15 protein-coding genes and 1 pseudogene are annotated in these 16,057 nt (G+C 73.0%); 9 read left to right on the forward strand and 7 right to left on the reverse strand.

All coding sequences use genetic code 11. The features are described from left to right. Window positions 1–391: adenylyltransferase/cytidyltransferase family protein (locus DQW85_RS10385; RefSeq protein ID WP_113700140.1), on the reverse strand; the 391-nt coding region annotated here is incomplete at its 3' end. A 506-nt stretch (window positions 392–897) separates the two neighbouring features. Between DQW85_RS10385 and DQW85_RS10390 the strand changes: the two genes are divergently transcribed. After that, window positions 898–1,308 carry an ATP-binding protein gene (locus DQW85_RS10390; RefSeq protein WP_113700141.1) on the forward strand — a complete coding sequence of 137 codons (411 nt, stop codon included), beginning with the start codon at window positions 898–900 and terminating at the stop codon, window positions 1,306–1,308. A gap of 52 nt (window positions 1,309–1,360) precedes the next feature. Here the strand turns inward: DQW85_RS10390 and DQW85_RS10395 are convergent, their stop codons facing one another. Beyond that, window positions 1,361–2,332 carry a helix-turn-helix transcriptional regulator gene (locus tag DQW85_RS10395; RefSeq protein WP_113700142.1) on the reverse strand — a complete coding sequence of 324 codons (972 nt, stop codon included), beginning with the start codon at window positions 2,330–2,332 and terminating at the stop codon, window positions 1,361–1,363. Between the two features lie 79 nt (window positions 2,333–2,411). Between DQW85_RS10395 and DQW85_RS10400 the strand changes: the two genes are divergently transcribed. Beyond that, window positions 2,412–3,014 (forward strand): hypothetical protein, encoded by a 603-nt coding sequence (locus DQW85_RS10400; RefSeq protein ID WP_240197075.1) that lies wholly within the window; start codon window positions 2,412–2,414, stop codon window positions 3,012–3,014. An 18-nt stretch (window positions 3,015–3,032) separates the two neighbouring features. On the opposite strand, the gene DQW85_RS10405 is transcribed toward DQW85_RS10400, so the two are convergent. Further along, window positions 3,033–3,947, reverse strand: coding sequence for a glycerophosphodiester phosphodiesterase (locus DQW85_RS10405; RefSeq protein ID WP_113700144.1), 915 nt, complete (start codon window positions 3,945–3,947; stop codon window positions 3,033–3,035). Window positions 3,948–4,251: 304 nt separating this feature from the next. Here DQW85_RS10405 and DQW85_RS10410 point away from each other — a divergent pair, with 304 nt between their 5' ends. The 5 genes from DQW85_RS10410 to DQW85_RS10430 all read left to right on the forward strand — a co-directional run bounded on the left by DQW85_RS10410 (window position 4,252) and on the right by DQW85_RS10430 (window position 8,237). Then, on the forward strand, window positions 4,252–5,421 hold the full coding sequence (locus DQW85_RS10410) for a sensor histidine kinase (protein ID WP_162794879.1): 1,170 nt from the start codon (window positions 4,252–4,254) through the stop codon (window positions 5,419–5,421). Between the two features lie 13 nt (window positions 5,422–5,434). Further along, window positions 5,435–6,223 carry a response regulator gene (locus tag DQW85_RS10415; RefSeq protein ID WP_162794880.1) on the forward strand — a complete coding sequence of 263 codons (789 nt, stop codon included), beginning with the start codon at window positions 5,435–5,437 and terminating at the stop codon, window positions 6,221–6,223. Between the two features lie 106 nt (window positions 6,224–6,329). Then, window positions 6,330–6,860, forward strand: a complete 531-nt coding sequence (locus DQW85_RS10420; protein WP_113700147.1) for a hypothetical protein — start codon at window positions 6,330–6,332, stop codon at window positions 6,858–6,860. Between the two features lie 134 nt (window positions 6,861–6,994). Then, window positions 6,995–7,738, forward strand: coding sequence for a DUF427 domain-containing protein (locus DQW85_RS10425; RefSeq protein WP_113700148.1), 744 nt, complete (start codon window positions 6,995–6,997; stop codon window positions 7,736–7,738). Window positions 7,739–7,904: 166 nt separating this feature from the next. Continuing rightward, window positions 7,905–8,237, forward strand: coding sequence for a hypothetical protein (locus tag DQW85_RS10430; protein ID WP_113700149.1), 333 nt, complete (start codon window positions 7,905–7,907; stop codon window positions 8,235–8,237). A gap of 39 nt (window positions 8,238–8,276) precedes the next feature. On the opposite strand, the gene DQW85_RS10435 is transcribed toward DQW85_RS10430, so the two are convergent. From DQW85_RS10435 to DQW85_RS10450, 4 genes are all read right to left on the reverse strand, one after another. Then, window positions 8,277–9,563, reverse strand: coding sequence for a M20/M25/M40 family metallo-hydrolase (locus DQW85_RS10435; RefSeq protein WP_113700150.1), 1,287 nt, complete (start codon window positions 9,561–9,563; stop codon window positions 8,277–8,279). Further along, window positions 9,560–11,428, reverse strand: coding sequence for a dipeptidyl-peptidase 5 (locus DQW85_RS10440; protein WP_162794881.1), 1,869 nt, complete (start codon window positions 11,426–11,428; stop codon window positions 9,560–9,562). Before DQW85_RS10440 ends, DQW85_RS10435 begins: the two co-directional genes overlap by 4 nt. A gap of 40 nt (window positions 11,429–11,468) precedes the next feature. Next, a complete protein-coding gene (locus DQW85_RS10445) occupies window positions 11,469–12,587 on the reverse strand; it encodes a C39 family peptidase (RefSeq protein WP_113700151.1) in 1,119 nt (372 codons plus the stop codon). 74 nt (window positions 12,588–12,661) lie between these two features. Continuing rightward, window positions 12,662–13,780 carry a DUF5925 domain-containing protein gene (locus tag DQW85_RS10450; RefSeq protein ID WP_240197076.1) on the reverse strand — a complete coding sequence of 373 codons (1,119 nt, stop codon included), beginning with the start codon at window positions 13,778–13,780 and terminating at the stop codon, window positions 12,662–12,664. Window positions 13,781–13,903: 123 nt separating this feature from the next. Here DQW85_RS10450 and DQW85_RS10455 point away from each other — a divergent pair, with 123 nt between their 5' ends. Then, window positions 13,904–15,769: a CASTOR/POLLUX-related putative ion channel gene (locus DQW85_RS10455; protein ID WP_113700152.1), complete on the forward strand. Its 1,866-nt coding sequence runs from the start codon at window positions 13,904–13,906 to the stop codon at window positions 15,767–15,769. Between the two features lie 76 nt (window positions 15,770–15,845). Beyond that, window positions 15,846–16,057 (forward strand): annotated as a pseudogene (locus tag DQW85_RS10460) (S-methyl-5-thioribose-1-phosphate isomerase); the annotation flags it as partial.

Here is a 16,057-nt window from a genome sequence, read left to right on the forward strand (position 1 = left end):
CCAGCAGCGCGGCGGCGGCCCGGCGCGCGCCCGCGTGCAGGTCGCCGGCGGTGTGCGCGAGCGCGCCCGGCTTCATCGGGGCGAGCAGGTCGATGTAGTCCTCCGGGCCGTGCGCCTCCGGTGGTCCGGTGACGATGAACACCCCGGCCACGAAGCGGAGCGCGGCCATCACCTCGGCCCGCTCGGCGGCCGTGTTGAGCGGCCGGCTCGGCCCCTTCCAGGCGCGTACGCGAGGATCGTCCTCGATGCCCACGACCAGCGGCAGCCCCCGGTCGGCGACCGCGCCCAGGTAGCGCACGTGGCCCACGTGCAGGATGTCGAACACGCCGGTGACGACCGCCGCCCCGGGCTGGGTGTGGGGCTGCACCCAGACGGCCTCCAGGCTGCTCACGCGGGCACCCTCCTCGTCGATGCGTCGATCCGCAGACTACTCGGTTCGCCGGAGCGCCCGTGCGGGTGACCATGGGAAAGGGCATTCCTACCTTTTGGCGATATCTCTTGCGGTGGGGTGGCGCGTCTCACTACGTCGCCGGAATCGGGGAGGTCGCCGTGACACCACCACACACGCACAACACCGTCCAGAACCCCGACCGGTATCCCGATCGGCCCACTGTGGGCCCCACTGTGCGCCCCACGGAACGGCACTCCCAGCCGCCCGAGGGCACCGGCGCAGGTGCGGGGCCGGGCACGGGGAGCGGGGAGACGGGGAGCACGGGCACGGGGAGCGGGGAGACGGGGAGCACGGGCACGGGGAGCGGGGAGACGGGGAGCACGGGCACGGGGAGCGGGGAGACGGGGAGCACGGAGACGGAGGCGGGAGCGGGCATGGAAGTCGGCGCGGGTGCGGGGACGGGGGCCGGGGAGCGGTGGGGACCGCGAGCCGGGCGGAGGGCGGCGATGCGGAACGGAAGGGGACGGGACGTGCTGGTGCGGTTTCCGGGGGTGCCGTCACAGGTGTCGCGGGTGCGGAGGCTGGTCACGGCGGCGCTCGGCCGCGACCACCCGCTGTACGACGACTGCGTGCTGCTCGCCAGCGAGCTGGCCACCAACGCGATCCTGCACTCCCGGTCGGGCGCGGGCGGGTGGTTCACGGTGGCGGTGCGCGCCTCCGGCGCCATGGTCCGGGTGTGGGTGGCCGACGCGGGGTCCGACGGGCCGCCCTGCGCGTGCCGTAACGGATCGCGGGCCACCGGCGGGCGCGGCCTGCCCCTGCTGGAGGCGCTCAGCCACCGCTGGGGCCTCAGCCGTGCCAACGGCGCGACCACGGTCTGGTTCGAGCTGGCCGCGAAGGCCGCCGCGTGGAGGTGACCGGGCTCCAGGTCAGGTCCGGCGACTTCACCCCCGGGCGCGGGGCGGGCGGTCAGGTGTCGAGGCGGCACAGTCCCTCGGCGAGGGCCTTGGTGGTGAGCCGGGTGCGGCTGTCGCAGCCGAGCTTGGCGAAGATGTGCTCCAGGTGGGTCGTCACCGTGCGGACGCTGAGCACCAGGGCCGCGGCGATCTGCGGGTTGGAGTCGCCGGCGGCGACCCGGGTCAGCACGTCCACCTCCCGGCCCGTCAGCTCGTACGGCAGCGAGCAGGGCCGCTCGGCCACCAACGCGCCCTGGAGCGAGCCCTGGAAGCCGACCCCGGCGCGGATCAGGCGCAGCTCGTGCCAGCCGCCGCCGCGGTCGAGCCAGAGGCCGTGGCGGCTCAGCTCCCGCGAGTCGATGAACGCCCGGGCGAGCGCCGCCAGCCCCGGCTCGTCGAGCAGCGTCGGTGAGACGGTGGCGCCGGGCACGTCGCGCCGCGTGCCGACCCGGTCGAACGCCACCGCGTGGAACCCGCTCGGCAGGCCGACCGGGTCGATCACCCACCTGGTCAGGTCGGTGACGTGGGCCAGCATGGGGGCTACGGCGGTCACCAGCGAGCCGGTGCTCTCGGCGAAGGAGTCTCTGGCCGCCAGGTGCAGCAGGCCCGTGTAGCGGCCCCCGGCGAGGAACAGCGGAGCGGTCAGCCCGGCCCGCCAGCCGTAGGGGGCGAGGTGGCGGCGGAAGTAGCGCTCGGTGCCTGGCTCGGGCATCGCGACCGGCGCGCGGGTGGCCAGAGCGCGGCGGTAGGCGTCGAGCCCGGTGTATTCCTCGGCGGCGTCGCCGTCGATGCGCCGGTGGCCGTCGGCGAAGACGCTGTGGTGGCGGGCGGTGGCCGGGTCGAACGCGACGAACTCGTAGGCTTCGAGCGGGACCACCCGCCGCAGGGCGGCCATCGCGCCGTGCGCGCCACCCCCGCCCGCGACCTCGTAGCCGACCTCGGCGAACGCCTGCAACTGGCGGACGCTCAAGGTGATCTCGGCCACGATCCTTTATATCCCGCCCGATCCCGGCGCGGGCGCGCTGACGCCGGGCGCCGGGCATGATCGCGTAATCTTTGCTCCCATGACCGCTCCCATGACCGCCGACCGGGTAGCGAGGAGAGTGACGGACCTGCTGGCGCCGCAGGTGCTGGTCATCGCCATGCCGCCCGCCGTGGGGCTGGCCGAGCGGGGCTGGAGCGGCGCGGTGTGGGGGCTGCTCGCCTCGCTGCTCTGCGGCGGCGTGCCGACCGCGGTGATCGCGATCGGCGTGCGGTCGGGACGGCTCGACTCGCATCACATCGTGGACCGGGCGCGCCGCACCGGGCCGCTGCTCGCCGCGGTGGCCGCGGTGCTCGTCGCGCTCCTGCTGCTGGTTGTGCTGGGGGCGCCGAGGCTGCTGGTGGCGACGGTGACCGCGATGCTCGCCGCCCTGGCCGTGACCGTGCCCGTCACGCTGCGCTGGAAGATCTCCTTCCACGCCGCCGTGTCCGCGGGCACGGCGGTGGTGCTGGCCCACGTGCTGCCGCCCGTGCCCACGGTGGCCGCCGGAGCCGCCGTCGTGGCGCTGGTGTGCTGGGCCCGGGTACGGCTGGCGCACCACACGCCCGGCCAGGTCGTGGCCGGAGCTCTGGCGGGCACGCTCGTCACCTGGGCCACGCTGGCGGCGTTCGGCGTGGAGCGGTAAGCGATCGGGAACGGTGCGTCAGGCGGCGCGGCGCCGTGGTGAGCCGTCGAGGACCGCGCGCAGCACGTCCGGCTTGTTGGTGATGATGCCGTCCACCCGCTGGGCGGTCAGGCGGCGCATGGTCGCCGGGTCGTCCACGGTCCAGGTGAACACCCGCATGCGCAGGCCGTGGACCCGGCCCACGTACGCGGAGGTGACGGCGTGGTGCGGCGGGTTGATCTGGTCGGCGAACGCGGCCAGCTCCGGTAGCCGCTCGACCGGCGGCGTGCCGAGGAGGCCGACCGGGACGCGCGGCATGATCCGGTGGAACCTCCGTATGGAGTCCCAGTCGAAGGACTGCACCACGAGCCTGCCCGGAGCGAGCAGGGCGGGGTCGCGGCGGAGTTCGGCGGCGACGCGGGCCTCGATGCCAGGGTAGAGGTGCGGCGCCTTGACCTCGAGGAGCAGGCCGAGCCCGCTGCCCCGCATGGCGCGCAGTGTCTCGCCCAGCGTGGGCACCCGCTCGCCGTCGTGCCCGCGGCCGAACCACGAGCCCGCGTCCAGCCTGCGGATCTCGGCCAGCGTGAAGTCGCCGACCCGCCACGGCGCCCGGTCCGGGAAGACGGTCTCGGCGTCGGTGGTGCGGGCCAGCGTCGTGTCGTGCATGAGGATCAGGTGGTGGTCCGCGGTCTCCTGGACGTCGAGCTCGTACATGTCGGCGTCCTGTTCGGCGGCCAGGCGGAAGGCGGCGACGGTGTTCTCCGGCGCGTACGCGGACGCGCCGCGGTGGGCGACGTTGACGGGCCTCGGCGCGGTGGCCGCGGTGACGGGCACGGCGAGGGAGGCGGCGGCGGGTGTGGTGGCCGCGGGGGTGGCGGCGCAGAGGAACGACAGGGTGAACGACAGGGTGAACGACAGGGTGGTCGTGGTGACGAGGCCGAGTCGGCGGAACATGAGGCTCCTCGGGTTCGGGGCTGGCCTGCGATCCGAAACCTGACCATGGCGCATGACGGCGAGTCGATATCCGGGTGACTTGGGGATGCCGGGAGAGTGAGCATCGCGATGCGCGGACCCGGCGGTGTGAGCGGCGGAACGGCCGGACCGGCGCGAGCCGTAACCATCGCCGCCGTCTCCGCGATTACCAGACGAGGGGAAACGGTGGCGCCCCGTGATCGCCGTTCTCCCGACAGCCTCGGAGGAGCGTGTGGCGACCGGCGGGAAGGGCGGAAGACGTGACCACCCGTCCACCGGACCGTCCGTGGTTCCTTCCGCCGGCCCCGGCCAGGTGACGCGCCACACCGAGGAGCGCATGGCCCGGATGATCGCCTACACGCGGGCGGGCACGACGCCGTTCGTCTTCATCCCGCTGCTGGGCTGGGACCACCTCCAGTACCCCGTCATCTCGGTCCTGTCGGCGGTGGCCGCCGCGGCGGAGGCGACGTGGTTCTTCAGGCGGGTGTGGCGCTCCGGCGACCTGCGCGACCCCCTGCTCATCTGGGGTGACGTCGCCTTCTGCGTCGCGGTCATGCTGATCGGCACCCGGGCGGCGTTCCCGGCCGACCGGAACGTGATCACCACCGAGTTCCTCCCGTTCAGCCTGGTCGCGTCGGCGGCCATCGGGCTCGGCCTGGGGTTGGGCAGGAAGGCCGTGCCGGGGCTGGTCGCGCTCTGCACCTCGTGGATGATCGCGCTCCACCCGTACTTCGCGTTGAAGCTCGTCTCCGACCTCCTGGGGTTCCTGCTCTGGTACTGCATCGCCCTCCTCATCGGCCGGGAGCTGCGTACCCTCGCCGAGGCCAACGAGCGGGCCCAGGAGGCGACCCGGCGGGCCGAACGGCTGCTGGCCGAGCAGGAGCGGCTGACGATGATCACCCGCCACAGGGAGCTGACCCACCGCGAGATCCACGACCACCTGCTGCCCATCGTCGACCACGTCGCCGCCGGTCAGCTCGTCGATCCGGGGCTGGCCCGCGCGGCCAGGCTGGGAGCCCACCGGGCGCGGCGCTTCATCATGGATCCGCGCGCCGTCACCGGCCTGCCGTTCGAGCAGCTCATGGAGGAGGTCTGCGATGTCTACATCGACCGGGGACTCGCGCTGACCTCGGTGATCCTGGTGGACAGCGATCCGCCTCAGGAGGTGGGGGAGGCCGTCGCCGCGGCGGTCCGCGAGGCGCTCACCAACGTGCTCAAGCACGCCGGGGAGGACGTGCGCGTCAACCTGTTCGTGGAGTCCGGGGCGGACGGCGTGGAGGTGGTGATCCGGGATCGCGGCCGCGGCTTCGCCGCCACGGCGGTGCGGCCCGGCGGCGGGTTCCTCAACACGTTCGCCGCCGTCGCCCGGCACAACGGCGAATGCCTCGTCACCTCGGAGCCCGGGGCCGGGAGCCGGGTGACGATCCGCTGGCCGAGAGAAGCCGATGCCGAGTAGAGCGTCCGCAAAGATGATCATCATCGATGACCATCCGGCCGTCACGGAGTCCATCACGCTGCGCCTGATGGACGCGGGGTTCGCCGTCCTGCCTCCGGTGACCGGCGTGGACGGCATCGACTGGGCGCTGGCCCCGGACGTCGCCATCTGCGACCTGCGGCTCCTGCCCGGCCTGTCCTGGGGGAGCGCCATCGGCCATCTGGCCGGGCACGGCTGCCGGGTGCTCGCCATGTCCGGCGTGGCCACCCCGGAGCAGGTGCTCGACGCGATCGAACAGGGCGCGCGGGGGTTCGTGGAGAAGACGTCGGCGCCCGCCGAGTTCGTCTCGGCCGTCGACGCCGTCGTGGAGGGGCACCACCACGTGTCGGCGCGGCTGGCCGGCTACATCCTGGAGGACGTCCGGCGCCGCCCGCTCGCCGACGGTGACCTCGGCCCCGCCGAGCTCAGGGTCGTCAGGGCCCTCGCCCAGGGAGACAGCCCCTCGGAGGTCGCGAGGGGCGCCGGCGTCGCCGAGGCCGACGTGCACGCCGTGATCGCGCGCGTCTTCGACGTCGTACGGCGCCGCCGCAGGGACCGCAGGTACCGGCTCACGGAACGGGAGCGGGAGATCGTCCGCCTGGTCGGCCACCTCGGCATGACCCGCCACGAGGCCGCCCGCGAACTCGGCGTCGGCGAGGACCGCGTCTCCGACCTCCTGGGGACCGTGCGTGACAAGTTCGTGGCCTGCCACCCGGGCGAGAGCCGCAACCTGGCCCCGCTGAGCGCGGCCATCCGATGGGCCAACGAGCTGGGGATGCTCTGATAACACGAGTCCGCCCGTCCGGCAATCCCCAGCTTTCCGGGGCTGACGGGACCGTTCCAAGCCCCTGTACAAAACAGGCACAGACGGGTGGACCGGGAGGGCACACATGAGAACGAGGCATTCCATCGTCAAGCCTGGCCGCTGGGCGCGCTCACTCGCCACGCTGGTCCTGTTAACCGGCTCCGGCCTGCTCGCGACCGCCCCGCCGGCGAGCGCGCGGGCGGGTGCGGCGCTGGTGCTGCGGGCCGGCACGGTCACGCGGTTCGTGCAGGTCAAGGGCCTGCCCTCGGCGCGCGCCCGGGCGTTCAACCGGGTCAGGAACGGGGTGTGGGTGTTCAACGACAACGGCACGTTCGCGTTCAACACCACGGACGTGCGCACCGACATCTATCCGCTGCGCGGCCGCTACCGGGTCAGTGGCCGGCAGGTGAGCTTCGCCGCGAACGGCGCGGCGCGGATCGGCGGCAGCAGCGCCTTCGGCGAGATGATCGGCCGCGTCGACTTCAGCCGCCGGCCGGTGGTGATGACCTTCGACTGGGCCAACGGGGCCGGCTACGGCTCGGTGGTGAACAACCAGCGGTTCGGGGCCGGGGCCTCGTCCCACTACAGCGTCCAGCTCACCGTGGTCAACGGCTGACCGCGCGCCGTCCGGACCGGCCGGAGGAGGGGAGACGCCATGACGCGGACGGGCGGAGGGGACCACCCGCGCCCGGCGAACCCTCCTCCGGCCCCCGATGGAATAGGGGAGCGGGCGGGGCGGTTGGCTGGTGCATGGATGCCGCCAATCGTGGCCGGGTGCGCGTCGAGCGCTCGGCGAAGCGGGTGAGGACCCTCTTCGGAGGCCGCGTGGTCGCCGACACCACGCGGGCGCTGCTGGTGTGGGAGGCGCCCTACTACCCGACCTACTACTTCCCGCTGGAGGACGTCGCGGAGGCGGTGTTGCGGCCCGAGGGCACGACGAGGCACTCGCCGAGCCGGGGCGACGGCGAGGTGCACACGGTGAGCTCGGGGGGCGTGGAGGCGGCCGGGGCGGCGCTGGTGTACGCCGAGTCGCCGCTGGAGCCGATCCGGGGGCACGTCCGCTTCGGCTGGGACGCCATGGAGGCGTGGTTCGAGGAGGACGAGGAGGTCTTCGTCCACGCGCGCGACCCGTACACGCGGGTGGACGTCCTGCCGAGCTCGCGGCACGTGCGGGTCGAGGTGGACGGGGTGACCGTGGCCGATTCGCGCAGCCCGAGGATCCTCTTCGAGACGGGCCTGCCGGCCCGCTTCTACCTGCCCAAGACCGACGTGCGGCTCGACCTGCTCCGCCACACCGAGACCGTCACCCACTGCCCGTACAAGGGCACGGCCGAATACTGGTCTGTCGGCGGGCACGAGGATCTCGCCTGGTCCTACCCGAGGCCGCTGGCCGAGAGCCAGCGGATCGCCGGGCTGGTCTCGTTCTACAACGAGAAGGTCGACGTCTACGTGGACGGCGTGCTCCAGGAACGCCCGAAGACGAAGTTCGCCTGAAGGTCCTTCATTATAGCGCGGCCGGACGGCCGGCCACGATAAACGACGGCAATTCTCCGGCCTCCCACACAAAGGTCGCAGCGAGTTATCTTTAACCTCGGCGTGTTGCGGGCCCGCCATTTCCGGCGTTGGCTGGAACGTGAACGCGCACGAAAGGGGGGGACCCGTGACGGCCGAGGTCAAGTTCGTGAGGCTGCAGTGCCTCGAAACAGAGGACAACGGGGCGGACGAGGTCTATCTGCATTACAACGGCAGTCACCTCGCCGGAATTCACGACATCGAAACCGGCGGGCAATGGCAGCTCGACCTCGTGAAGCGCATCGACGGCGAGGCCCTGGTGTCGCTCTTCGACGAGGACGACATCGACGAGGACGACCATCTCGGAACCATTGTGATTTCCGAGTCGGAGCTCAATCAGGGACTCCGCTCCCAGACGTTCAACCTGGACGACGCCAACTATGTGCTCTTCTACCGGGTGCGGCCCTTCGAGGAGGACTGACACCGGCCGGCGACCGCCGCGGGCGACACCCTTTCACCGTCACGACGGTGGGAGGGTGTTCTCGCCGGTGAGAAGGCGGGTCAGCACCCGGGTGCCGAATTCCAGGCCCTCCACCGGCACGCGCTCGTCCTTTCCGTGGAACATGCCGAAATAGTCGAGGTCGGGGCGGAGCATGAGCGGCGCGAAGCCGTATCCCCTGATGCCGATCCTGGCGAACGACTTGGCGTCGGTGCCGCCGCTCATCACGTACGGCACCGGCCGCGCCAGCGGGTCCTCCGCGACCAGCGCGCCGGCCAGCTCGTCGAAGAACGCCGAGGGGTACGGCGCGGCGGGCGCGTCCTCCAGGTTCACGAACTCCCGCGTGATCTTCGGTCCGAGCAGCTCGTCCATCGTGGCCAGGAACTCCTCCTGCAGCCCAGGCAGGTAGCGGCCGTCCACGTGGGCGTGGGCCGTGGACGGCACCACGTTCACCTTGTAGCCCGCCTGCAGCATGGTCGGGTTGGCCGAGTTGCGGATCTGGCCCTTGAACAGCGTGCCCAGCGGGCCGAGCCGCGCCGCCTCCTCGTCCAGCCGGTCCAGGTCGATCGGCTTGCCGGTGATCTCCGACAGGTGCCGGATGAGCGCCGCGACCGACGGCGTGAGCCGTACCGGCCACTGGTGGGACGCCACCCGCGACAGCGCGTGCACCAGCGTCGCGACCGGGTTGTCCACCGCCGGCCGGGAGCCGTGACCGGCCACGCCGTGCGCCGTCAGCCTCATCCAGGCCGTGCCGCGCTCGCCGACGGCCACCGGGTAGACCCGGTGGCCGCCCGAGGTGACGCTGAACCCGCCGGACTCGCTGATCGCCTCGGTGACCCCGTCGAACAGCTCTCGGCGCTCGGTCACCGCGTGCCGCGAGCCGAGGTCGCCGGTCGCCTCCTCGTCGGCCAGGAACGCCAGCACCAGGTCGCGCTTGGGACGCAGGCCGCGCGCCCGCATGCCGAGCACGGTGGCGAGCGTCATCGCGCACGACCCCTTCATGTCGACCGCGCCCCTGCCGTACACGCAGCCGTCGGTGACCTCGCCGGAGAACGGGTGCATGCGCCACTCCGCCGGGTCGGCGGGCACCACGTCGAGGTGTCCGTGGATGAGCAGCGCGTCGGGGGAGTCGCCGTCGATCCGGGCGACGACCGTCGTGCGGCGCGGCGCCGCCTCGAACACCACCGGCTCCAGCCCCGCCTCGGCCAGCAGCGTGGCCGTGTACTCGGCCGCCGGGCGCTCGCCCGCTCCCGGGTTGGTGGTGTCGAACCTGATCAGGTCGGAACAGATCTCGGCGACGCTCTTCACGCTTCCCCCTGCGGTCTCCCCATCAGCACGAGCGGCGGCACCTCGGGCGTGTCGAATCCGAAGACCAGCCCGTAGAAGGCCAGCTCGGCCTCCAGCACCGCGACGATCGTCTCCTCCCGGCGCCAGCCGTGCTGCTCGCCCGGGTAGGTGAGCAGCGCCCACCGCTTGCCGTGCCGGTCCAGCTCGGCGACGAACCGCTCGGCCTGGCTGACGTCGACGATCGCGTCCTCCAGGCCGTGCAGCATGAGGCACGGGCCCGACGCACGCGCGGCGTGCAGCAGCGGCGAGCGGTCAGTGTAGCGCTGCCTGGCCTCCGGCAGCGGGCCGATGAGGCCGTCCAGATAGCGCGACTCGAAGTCGTGCGTCTCGCCCGCCCAGCTCTCCGGGTCGGTGATCGCGTAGTGCGCGACGCCGCCCGCGAACACGTCGCTGTGCACCAGCGCCGCGACCGTGGTCCAGCCGCCGGCGCTGCCGCCGCGGATGGCGATCCTGGCGGCGTCGGCCCGGCCCAGCTCGACCAGGCCCCGCGCCACCCGCGCGCAGTCCTGCACGTCCACCACGCCCCACTGGTGGCGCAGCCGCTCCCGGTAGGCCCTGCCGTAGCCGGTGGAGCCGCCGTAGTTGACCACGGCCACACCTAGGCCCCTGCTGGTGAAGTAGGCGATCTCCAGATCCAGCATGATCGGGTGGTTGCCGGTGGGGCCGCCGTGCACGAAGACGACGAACGGGGCGGGACCCTCGACGCCCGCGGGCGGGTAGAGGTGCGCGTGCACGCCGTCGATCGTCACCGCCTCCGGCGTGGGCAGCAGGTGCCGCTCGGGCACCGGCCTCGGCGCCGACACCGTCTCGTGCCCGCCGCCGTCGAGGTCGACGAGCCTCACCTCCAGCGGTGTGTACGGCGTCGCCGCCACCGCCGCCGCCACGCCCGCCGCGGCCGACACCGTCGGGGCCCAGTGGGTGGCGTCGCCGCCGATCTCCCGCAGCCCGCCGCCGTCGGGGTCGAGCACCCCCAGCCTGCGGCGGTCGGCGGTGCCGTGGACCACGACCAGCCGCCCGTCCGCGACCGCCATCGTGGTCAGGCCGGGCTTCCACGGCGGATGACCGAACTCCAGCTCCATCGGGGTCAGGTTGCGGCCGCCCGAGCCGTCGCGGCGGACGAGGTGGACGTTCCACCAGCCGCTCGGGTCGGTGACCGCGTACAGGCTGTCGCCGTCGCGCCACTCGGCCTGCGTGACCGACTCCTCCGGCCCGCCCGCGACCACCCGGTGCGGCCCCGCCGCGCCGTCGTCGCCGAGCGGGGCCACGCACAGCTCGGTGCCGTCCCAGGGCATGTTCGGGTGCTCCCAGCCGATCCAGGAGACGTGCCGGCCGTCGGGGGACAGGCGGGGGTTCATCACGAAGTGCTGCGCCTTGACGATCACCCGGACCGGGCCGCCGGAGAGCGGCACGGCGACGATGTCACGCGCGTCGCCGGTCTCGCGCACCGCCCACACCTCGTCGCGGCCGGGAGCCAGGTAGAGGTCGGCGTAGCGGGACGGGCCCTCCGGCGTGAGCGGCACCGGGCCGCCGCCCCCGTCGAGCCGGTGGAGGCGCTGGTCGGCCCATTCGGTGAACACCAGGCCGCCGCCCGGCAGCGGGCGCCAGGAGCGGCCGCCGTACTCCACGACGCGGTTGCGCGCGTTCCACCCCTCCGGCAGCGCGTCGACGAGGGTGCCGTCCGGCAGCCGCCGCACCACGCACCGCCTGCCGCCCTCGCGCGGGCGCGGCTCGTCCCACCACACCTCCACGCCCCCGGGCGTGGCCAGGGCCTCCACCCACTGGGGGCCGCCGTCGATGCGCGCCACGTCGATCGGCCGAATGCCCATGCCACCACCCGTCACCATCGCGAGCCGTCCCGGACCGTCGTCACCAGTTGCCCTCGGAGCGGGGCAGCGGGGTCCCGGGCGGATGGAGGACGTAGACCACGCCCCCGCTGCCCGAGCCCCTGAGCCACACGTTCTCGAACGCCGCCCGCGGGTAGACCCTGCGCACGTCCGCGTCGCACGGCGCGGCCGGATCGTTGACCACGACGTCGCCCTCGGCGGTGAAGCCGATGACGACCATGATCGACCCGGCCGTCGAGTAGCCCGCGCCCGGCAGCTCGTGCGCCCTGAACGACTGCGATGTGATCACCGGGATTCCCGCGCGGACGAACGCCTCCAGCTCTGTCGCGGACCTCAGCCGCGTCACGAACCCGCGCAGTCCGTACGTGCCCGCGTAGGCCACGTTGAACGGCCAGTTGCCGGTGCCCTGGTAGCTGGTGTCGTAGGTGCCCCTGGCCGCGTGGTCCACCGCCGGGCACGGGTCGCCGGCCCCCACCCAGGCCAGCTCCTCCGGCGCCGGGCCGCGGCCCCAGAAGCCGAGGACCATCGCCGCGCAGGCGGGCGCGCACCAGTTGGCGCCGCCGCCGTCGTACTCGGGGTGGTGTCCGGCGTGCTCGTGCTGGGAGTGGCGGGGGACGGCCAGCTCCACGGCGCCTGCCGTACCGGGAGGGCTGGGCGCGGGCGGGCGCCGCGGGACGGCGGAGGCCATCACGCACAGCGAGTCCACCCGCGCGCCCGCGCCGTGCCGCGTGACCCGCGCCTCGAACGCCACCACCGGCCGGCGCGCCACGAACGTGTCGACAGCCACGTCACCGTCGTCGTCTCCCTGGCCGGGGACCGAGGTGCGCGGCGCGCCGTGCTCGGACCAGCGGCCCATCACGTACCACCTGGTGAGCCCGCCGGTCGCGGTGCGGGCCCGCAGCTCCACCTCGATCCACGCGCCGGGCGGGGTGCGCGCCGTCCACGAGGGGACGAGCTGCGTGGCGGCGAAGCCGATCGGGATCTCGCCGCTCGTCCACACCGCCGGCGCGCCGGTCGCGCCGGGCGCGCCAGTGAAGGACACGCCGGCGGAGGACACGGCGGCGGAGGACACGGCGGCGGAGGACACGGCGCAGCGGGTGAGCGCGACGCGGGCCAGGTCGACGGTGAGCACCAGGCACATTGTGGTTTCGCCCTGTCTGTCGCGCATCGGAAGGTTTACGTAACTGCGGCGATGACGGGGCGGCATCCGCCCGGCTAGAGGTAGAGGCCGGTCGACTCGTCGGCCGACGTGGCCGGGACGGCGCGGCCGGACCGGGCGGCGTAGAGCTCGGCCAGCGTGGCGCCCCCGGGGCCGACCCCCTCGGCGGCGCCGAGCCAGCGGACGGCCTCCTCGTGGGTCAGCGGCCCGACCTCCACCTGGGCCAGGCAGCGGCCCGGCCGGACGACGGCGGGGTGCAGGCGCGCCAGGTCCTCGTTGGTGGTGATGGCGACCAGCACGTCCCTGCCCTGCCCGAGCAGCCCGTCGGTGAGGTTGAGCAGCCTGGACAGGCCCTGCCCGGTCTGCGCCTTGGCCGCCGCGCTGATGAGCTCGTCGCAGTCTTCCAGCACGAGCAGCCGCCAGCGCTGCCTGTCGTCGCCGTCGCCGTCGCAGTCGTGGCCGACCGCGACCTCCATGAGGTAGCCCGGGTCGTTGAACAGCCGCTCGGGATCGAGCACGCAGTCGACCTGGCACCAGGACTGCCACTGCTTGGCCAGCGAGCGCAGCAGCGTCGTCTTGCCGGTGCCGGGCGGGCCGTGCAGGAGGATGAGGCGGCCGTTCACGTCGTCGGGCGTGATCGCCATCAGGCTGTCGAGCGAGCGGCGCGCCCGGGCGGAGTAGTTGCCGCTGATCTGGCGCCAGGGCTGGGCGGTGATCGGCTTGCCGGAGCGGACGCTGCCGTGGGTGCCGTGCCACCAGAAGCCCATCTCGACGTGGTCGGTGTCGGGCGTGGGCTCCTCCGCGCCGTCGGTGCTCTCCTTCAGCACCGAACGGGCGAGCTCCTCGCTGACCGCCGTGACGCTGACCGTCGCCGTGCGGTTGCGATGCCGCACGACGCGCAGCGTCCAGCCGTCACCGCAGATCAGGCGGGACTCCGAGCCGTCGTCGACGTGCGCGCTGCGCACCACGCGGCCGGTGGCGGGGGCCAGCGCGGCATCGGGGCGCACCCGCTCCAGGTCGGCCTGGCGCGACCACGGCTGGACCCCGGTCGCGAACGGCGACAGCGCCAGGGCGTCGATGACGTCGACGGCCGAGTCGGCGTCGTCGATCCAGATCCGCATCGGAAGGTCGGGGGAGTCGGGGCTGGGGAAGGGCACCTCCTTGAGCACAGACATAACTCTAATGATCCGAGCGCCCGAACGTGGTGTCGAATGGGTTTTGCGCATGGCGCCATCGCCGGACAGATCCACCTGTACCTTGTTGCGTTGGTCAAATCTGTCTGTAGGCGGAGGTACGGGGTGGCAGGGGCGACGTTACGTGAGCGTGCGCGTTACTGGTTCGACAACACGATGTCCAGGGGGACGGTCTCGCTGGTGGGCTGGCTGGCGATCGTGTCCGTGGCGCTCATCATGGCGGTGACCGGGCTCACCCTGTGGCTGGCGCCCCGGGAGCCGGAGGGCGCCGCGGGGCCGGGCCAGGTGCTCTGGATCGCGCTCATGCACGCGCTCACCCCCGGCAAGCTCGCCAGCGACAAGGGGTCGATCGCCTACATGGCGGTCATGTTCGCCGGGTCGCTGGGCGGCCTGTTCATCGTGAGCATGCTCGTCGGGCTCCTCTCCAACGGCCTGCGGGAGAAGGCGGACCGGCTGCGCAGGGGGCGCTCGCGGATCGTCGAGAAGGGCCACACGGTGGTGCTCGGCTGGTCCGACCAGGTCTTCACGATCGTCAGCGAGCTGGTGAAGGCGCAGGCCAGCCACCCCGGCTCGGTCATCGCCGTGCTCGCCGAGCGCGACAAGCTCGACATGGAGGAGCAGATCCGCGAGCACGTCGGCGACCTGGGCAGGACCCGCGTGGTCTGCCGCAGCGGGCGGCCCACCGAGCCGCGCGACCTGACACTCATGAACCTGGCCGGCGCCTGTTCCGTCGTCGTCCTCTCACCCGACGGCGAGGACCCCGACGCGCACGTGATCAAGATCCTGCTGGCGCTGGCCAAGCGCGAGGGGGCGCACCCGCCGGTGGTGGCCGCCGTCGCGGCCACCCGCAACATCCCGGCCGCCCGCCTGGCCGGGGGCGGGGAGGTGCACCTCGTCGACTCCGACGACACCGCCTCCAGGCTCATCGTCCAGTCCTCCCGCCAGTCGGGCATGTCCGTGGTCTGCATGGACCTGCTGAACTTCGACGGGGGCGAGATCTACATGCGCCCGGGCGCCGAGGTGGCCGGCCGGACGTACGGGCAGGCGCTGGACGCCTACGAGACCGCCAGCGCCATCGGCCTGCGCGGGCCGTCGGGCGTCACGCTCAACCCGCCCATGGACACCCCCATCACGGCCGGAGACCAGGTCATCGTCATCGCGCAGGACGACTCCCGGATCCGCCTGGCCGCCCGCGGGCCCGCCGTCGACGAGAGCGCCCTCGCCGTGGCCGAGCGCGCCGCCCCCCAGGCGGAGCGCACGCTGCTGCTCAACTGGAACGGCCGGGCCGGCCAGATCATCCGCTACCTGGACGCCTACGTGGCCCCCGGCTCGGTGCTGGAGATCGCCGCCGACCACCCCAGGGCCGGCGCGAACCTGGACGGCCTGCGCAACCTCACCGTGAACGTCAAGGACTGCGACACCACGGACAGGTACGCGCTGGAGTCGCTCGGCGTCGGCCTCTACCAGCACGTCGTCCTGCTGTCCGACGACCGTTTCACCCCGCACCACGCCGACACCCGCACGCTCATGACGCTGCTGCAGCTGCGCGACATGCAGCGCGTGCTCGGCGAGCGCTACTCGATCGTCAGCGAGATGCACGACGAGAGCAACCGCGTCCTGGCCGAGGTCACCGAGGCCGACGACATCGTGATCAGCGACACCGTCATCGGGCTCCTGCTGGCCCAGCTCGCCGAGAACCGGCACCTCGCCGACGTCTTCGGCTACCTCTTCGACTCGCGCGGCTCGGAGATCTACCCGCGTCCCGCCTCCTCGTACGTCAGGACGGGCGCGAAGGTGACCTTCTCCACCGTCGTCGAGGCCGCCCGGCGCAGGGGCGAGACCGCGATCGGCTACCGCGACGCCACCGGGCTCAACAGCCCGCCGCACTACGGCATCGTGCTCAACCCGCCGAAGGGACGGCCGATCATCTTCAAGGAGGGCGACTCGGTCATCGTGCTCGCCGAGCGCTAGGGAGCTCCGGCCGCGGCCGATGCCCAGTTTCGCATGGATGGTGGCGGAATTTCCGGTGTCGGCTAGCGTGCGAGGAGTGAGGACCATCGACTGGGTGGACGGGGCGATCGAGCTCGTCGACCAGACGCGGCTGCCCGACGAGTGCGTCACGGTCCGGATCACCGCCGTCGAGGAGCTGATCGACGCCATCCGGCGGCTGGCCGTGCGCGGGGCGCCCGCGCTCGGCGTCGCGGGCGCGCTCGGCGTCGTGCTGGCGGGGGACGACCAGGACGCCATCGCCCGGCTGCG

The organism is Nonomuraea lactucae (assembly GCF_003313395.1).
GTDB classification, from domain to species: domain Bacteria; phylum Actinomycetota; class Actinomycetes; order Streptosporangiales; family Streptosporangiaceae; genus Nonomuraea; species Nonomuraea lactucae.

What these genes read in the sequence shown, in the direction of transcription:
- DQW85_RS10425 (WP_113700148.1), top strand. Translation starts at nt 6,995, where the DNA reads ATGGATGCCGCCAATCGTGGCCGGGTGCGCGTCGAGCGCTCGGCGAAG.
- DQW85_RS10415 (WP_162794880.1), top strand. Translation starts at nt 5,435, where the DNA reads ATGATCATCATCGATGACCATCCGGCCGTCACGGAGTCCATCACGCTG.
- DQW85_RS10390 (WP_113700141.1), top strand. Translation starts at nt 898, where the DNA reads ATGCGGAACGGAAGGGGACGGGACGTGCTGGTGCGGTTTCCGGGGGTG.
- DQW85_RS10405 (WP_113700144.1), bottom strand. Translation starts at nt 3,947, where the DNA reads ATGTTCCGCCGACTCGGCCTCGTCACCACGACCACCCTGTCGTTCACC.
- DQW85_RS10450 (WP_240197076.1), bottom strand. Translation starts at nt 13,780, where the DNA reads ATGTCTGTGCTCAAGGAGGTGCCCTTCCCCAGCCCCGACTCCCCCGAC.
- DQW85_RS10440 (WP_162794881.1), bottom strand. Translation starts at nt 11,428, where the DNA reads ATGGGCATTCGGCCGATCGACGTGGCGCGCATCGACGGCGGCCCCCAG.
- DQW85_RS10445 (WP_113700151.1), bottom strand. Translation starts at nt 12,587, where the DNA reads ATGTGCCTGGTGCTCACCGTCGACCTGGCCCGCGTCGCGCTCACCCGC.
- DQW85_RS10400 (WP_240197075.1), top strand. Translation starts at nt 2,412, where the DNA reads ATGACCGCTCCCATGACCGCCGACCGGGTAGCGAGGAGAGTGACGGAC.
- DQW85_RS10420 (WP_113700147.1), top strand. Translation starts at nt 6,330, where the DNA reads ATGAGAACGAGGCATTCCATCGTCAAGCCTGGCCGCTGGGCGCGCTCA.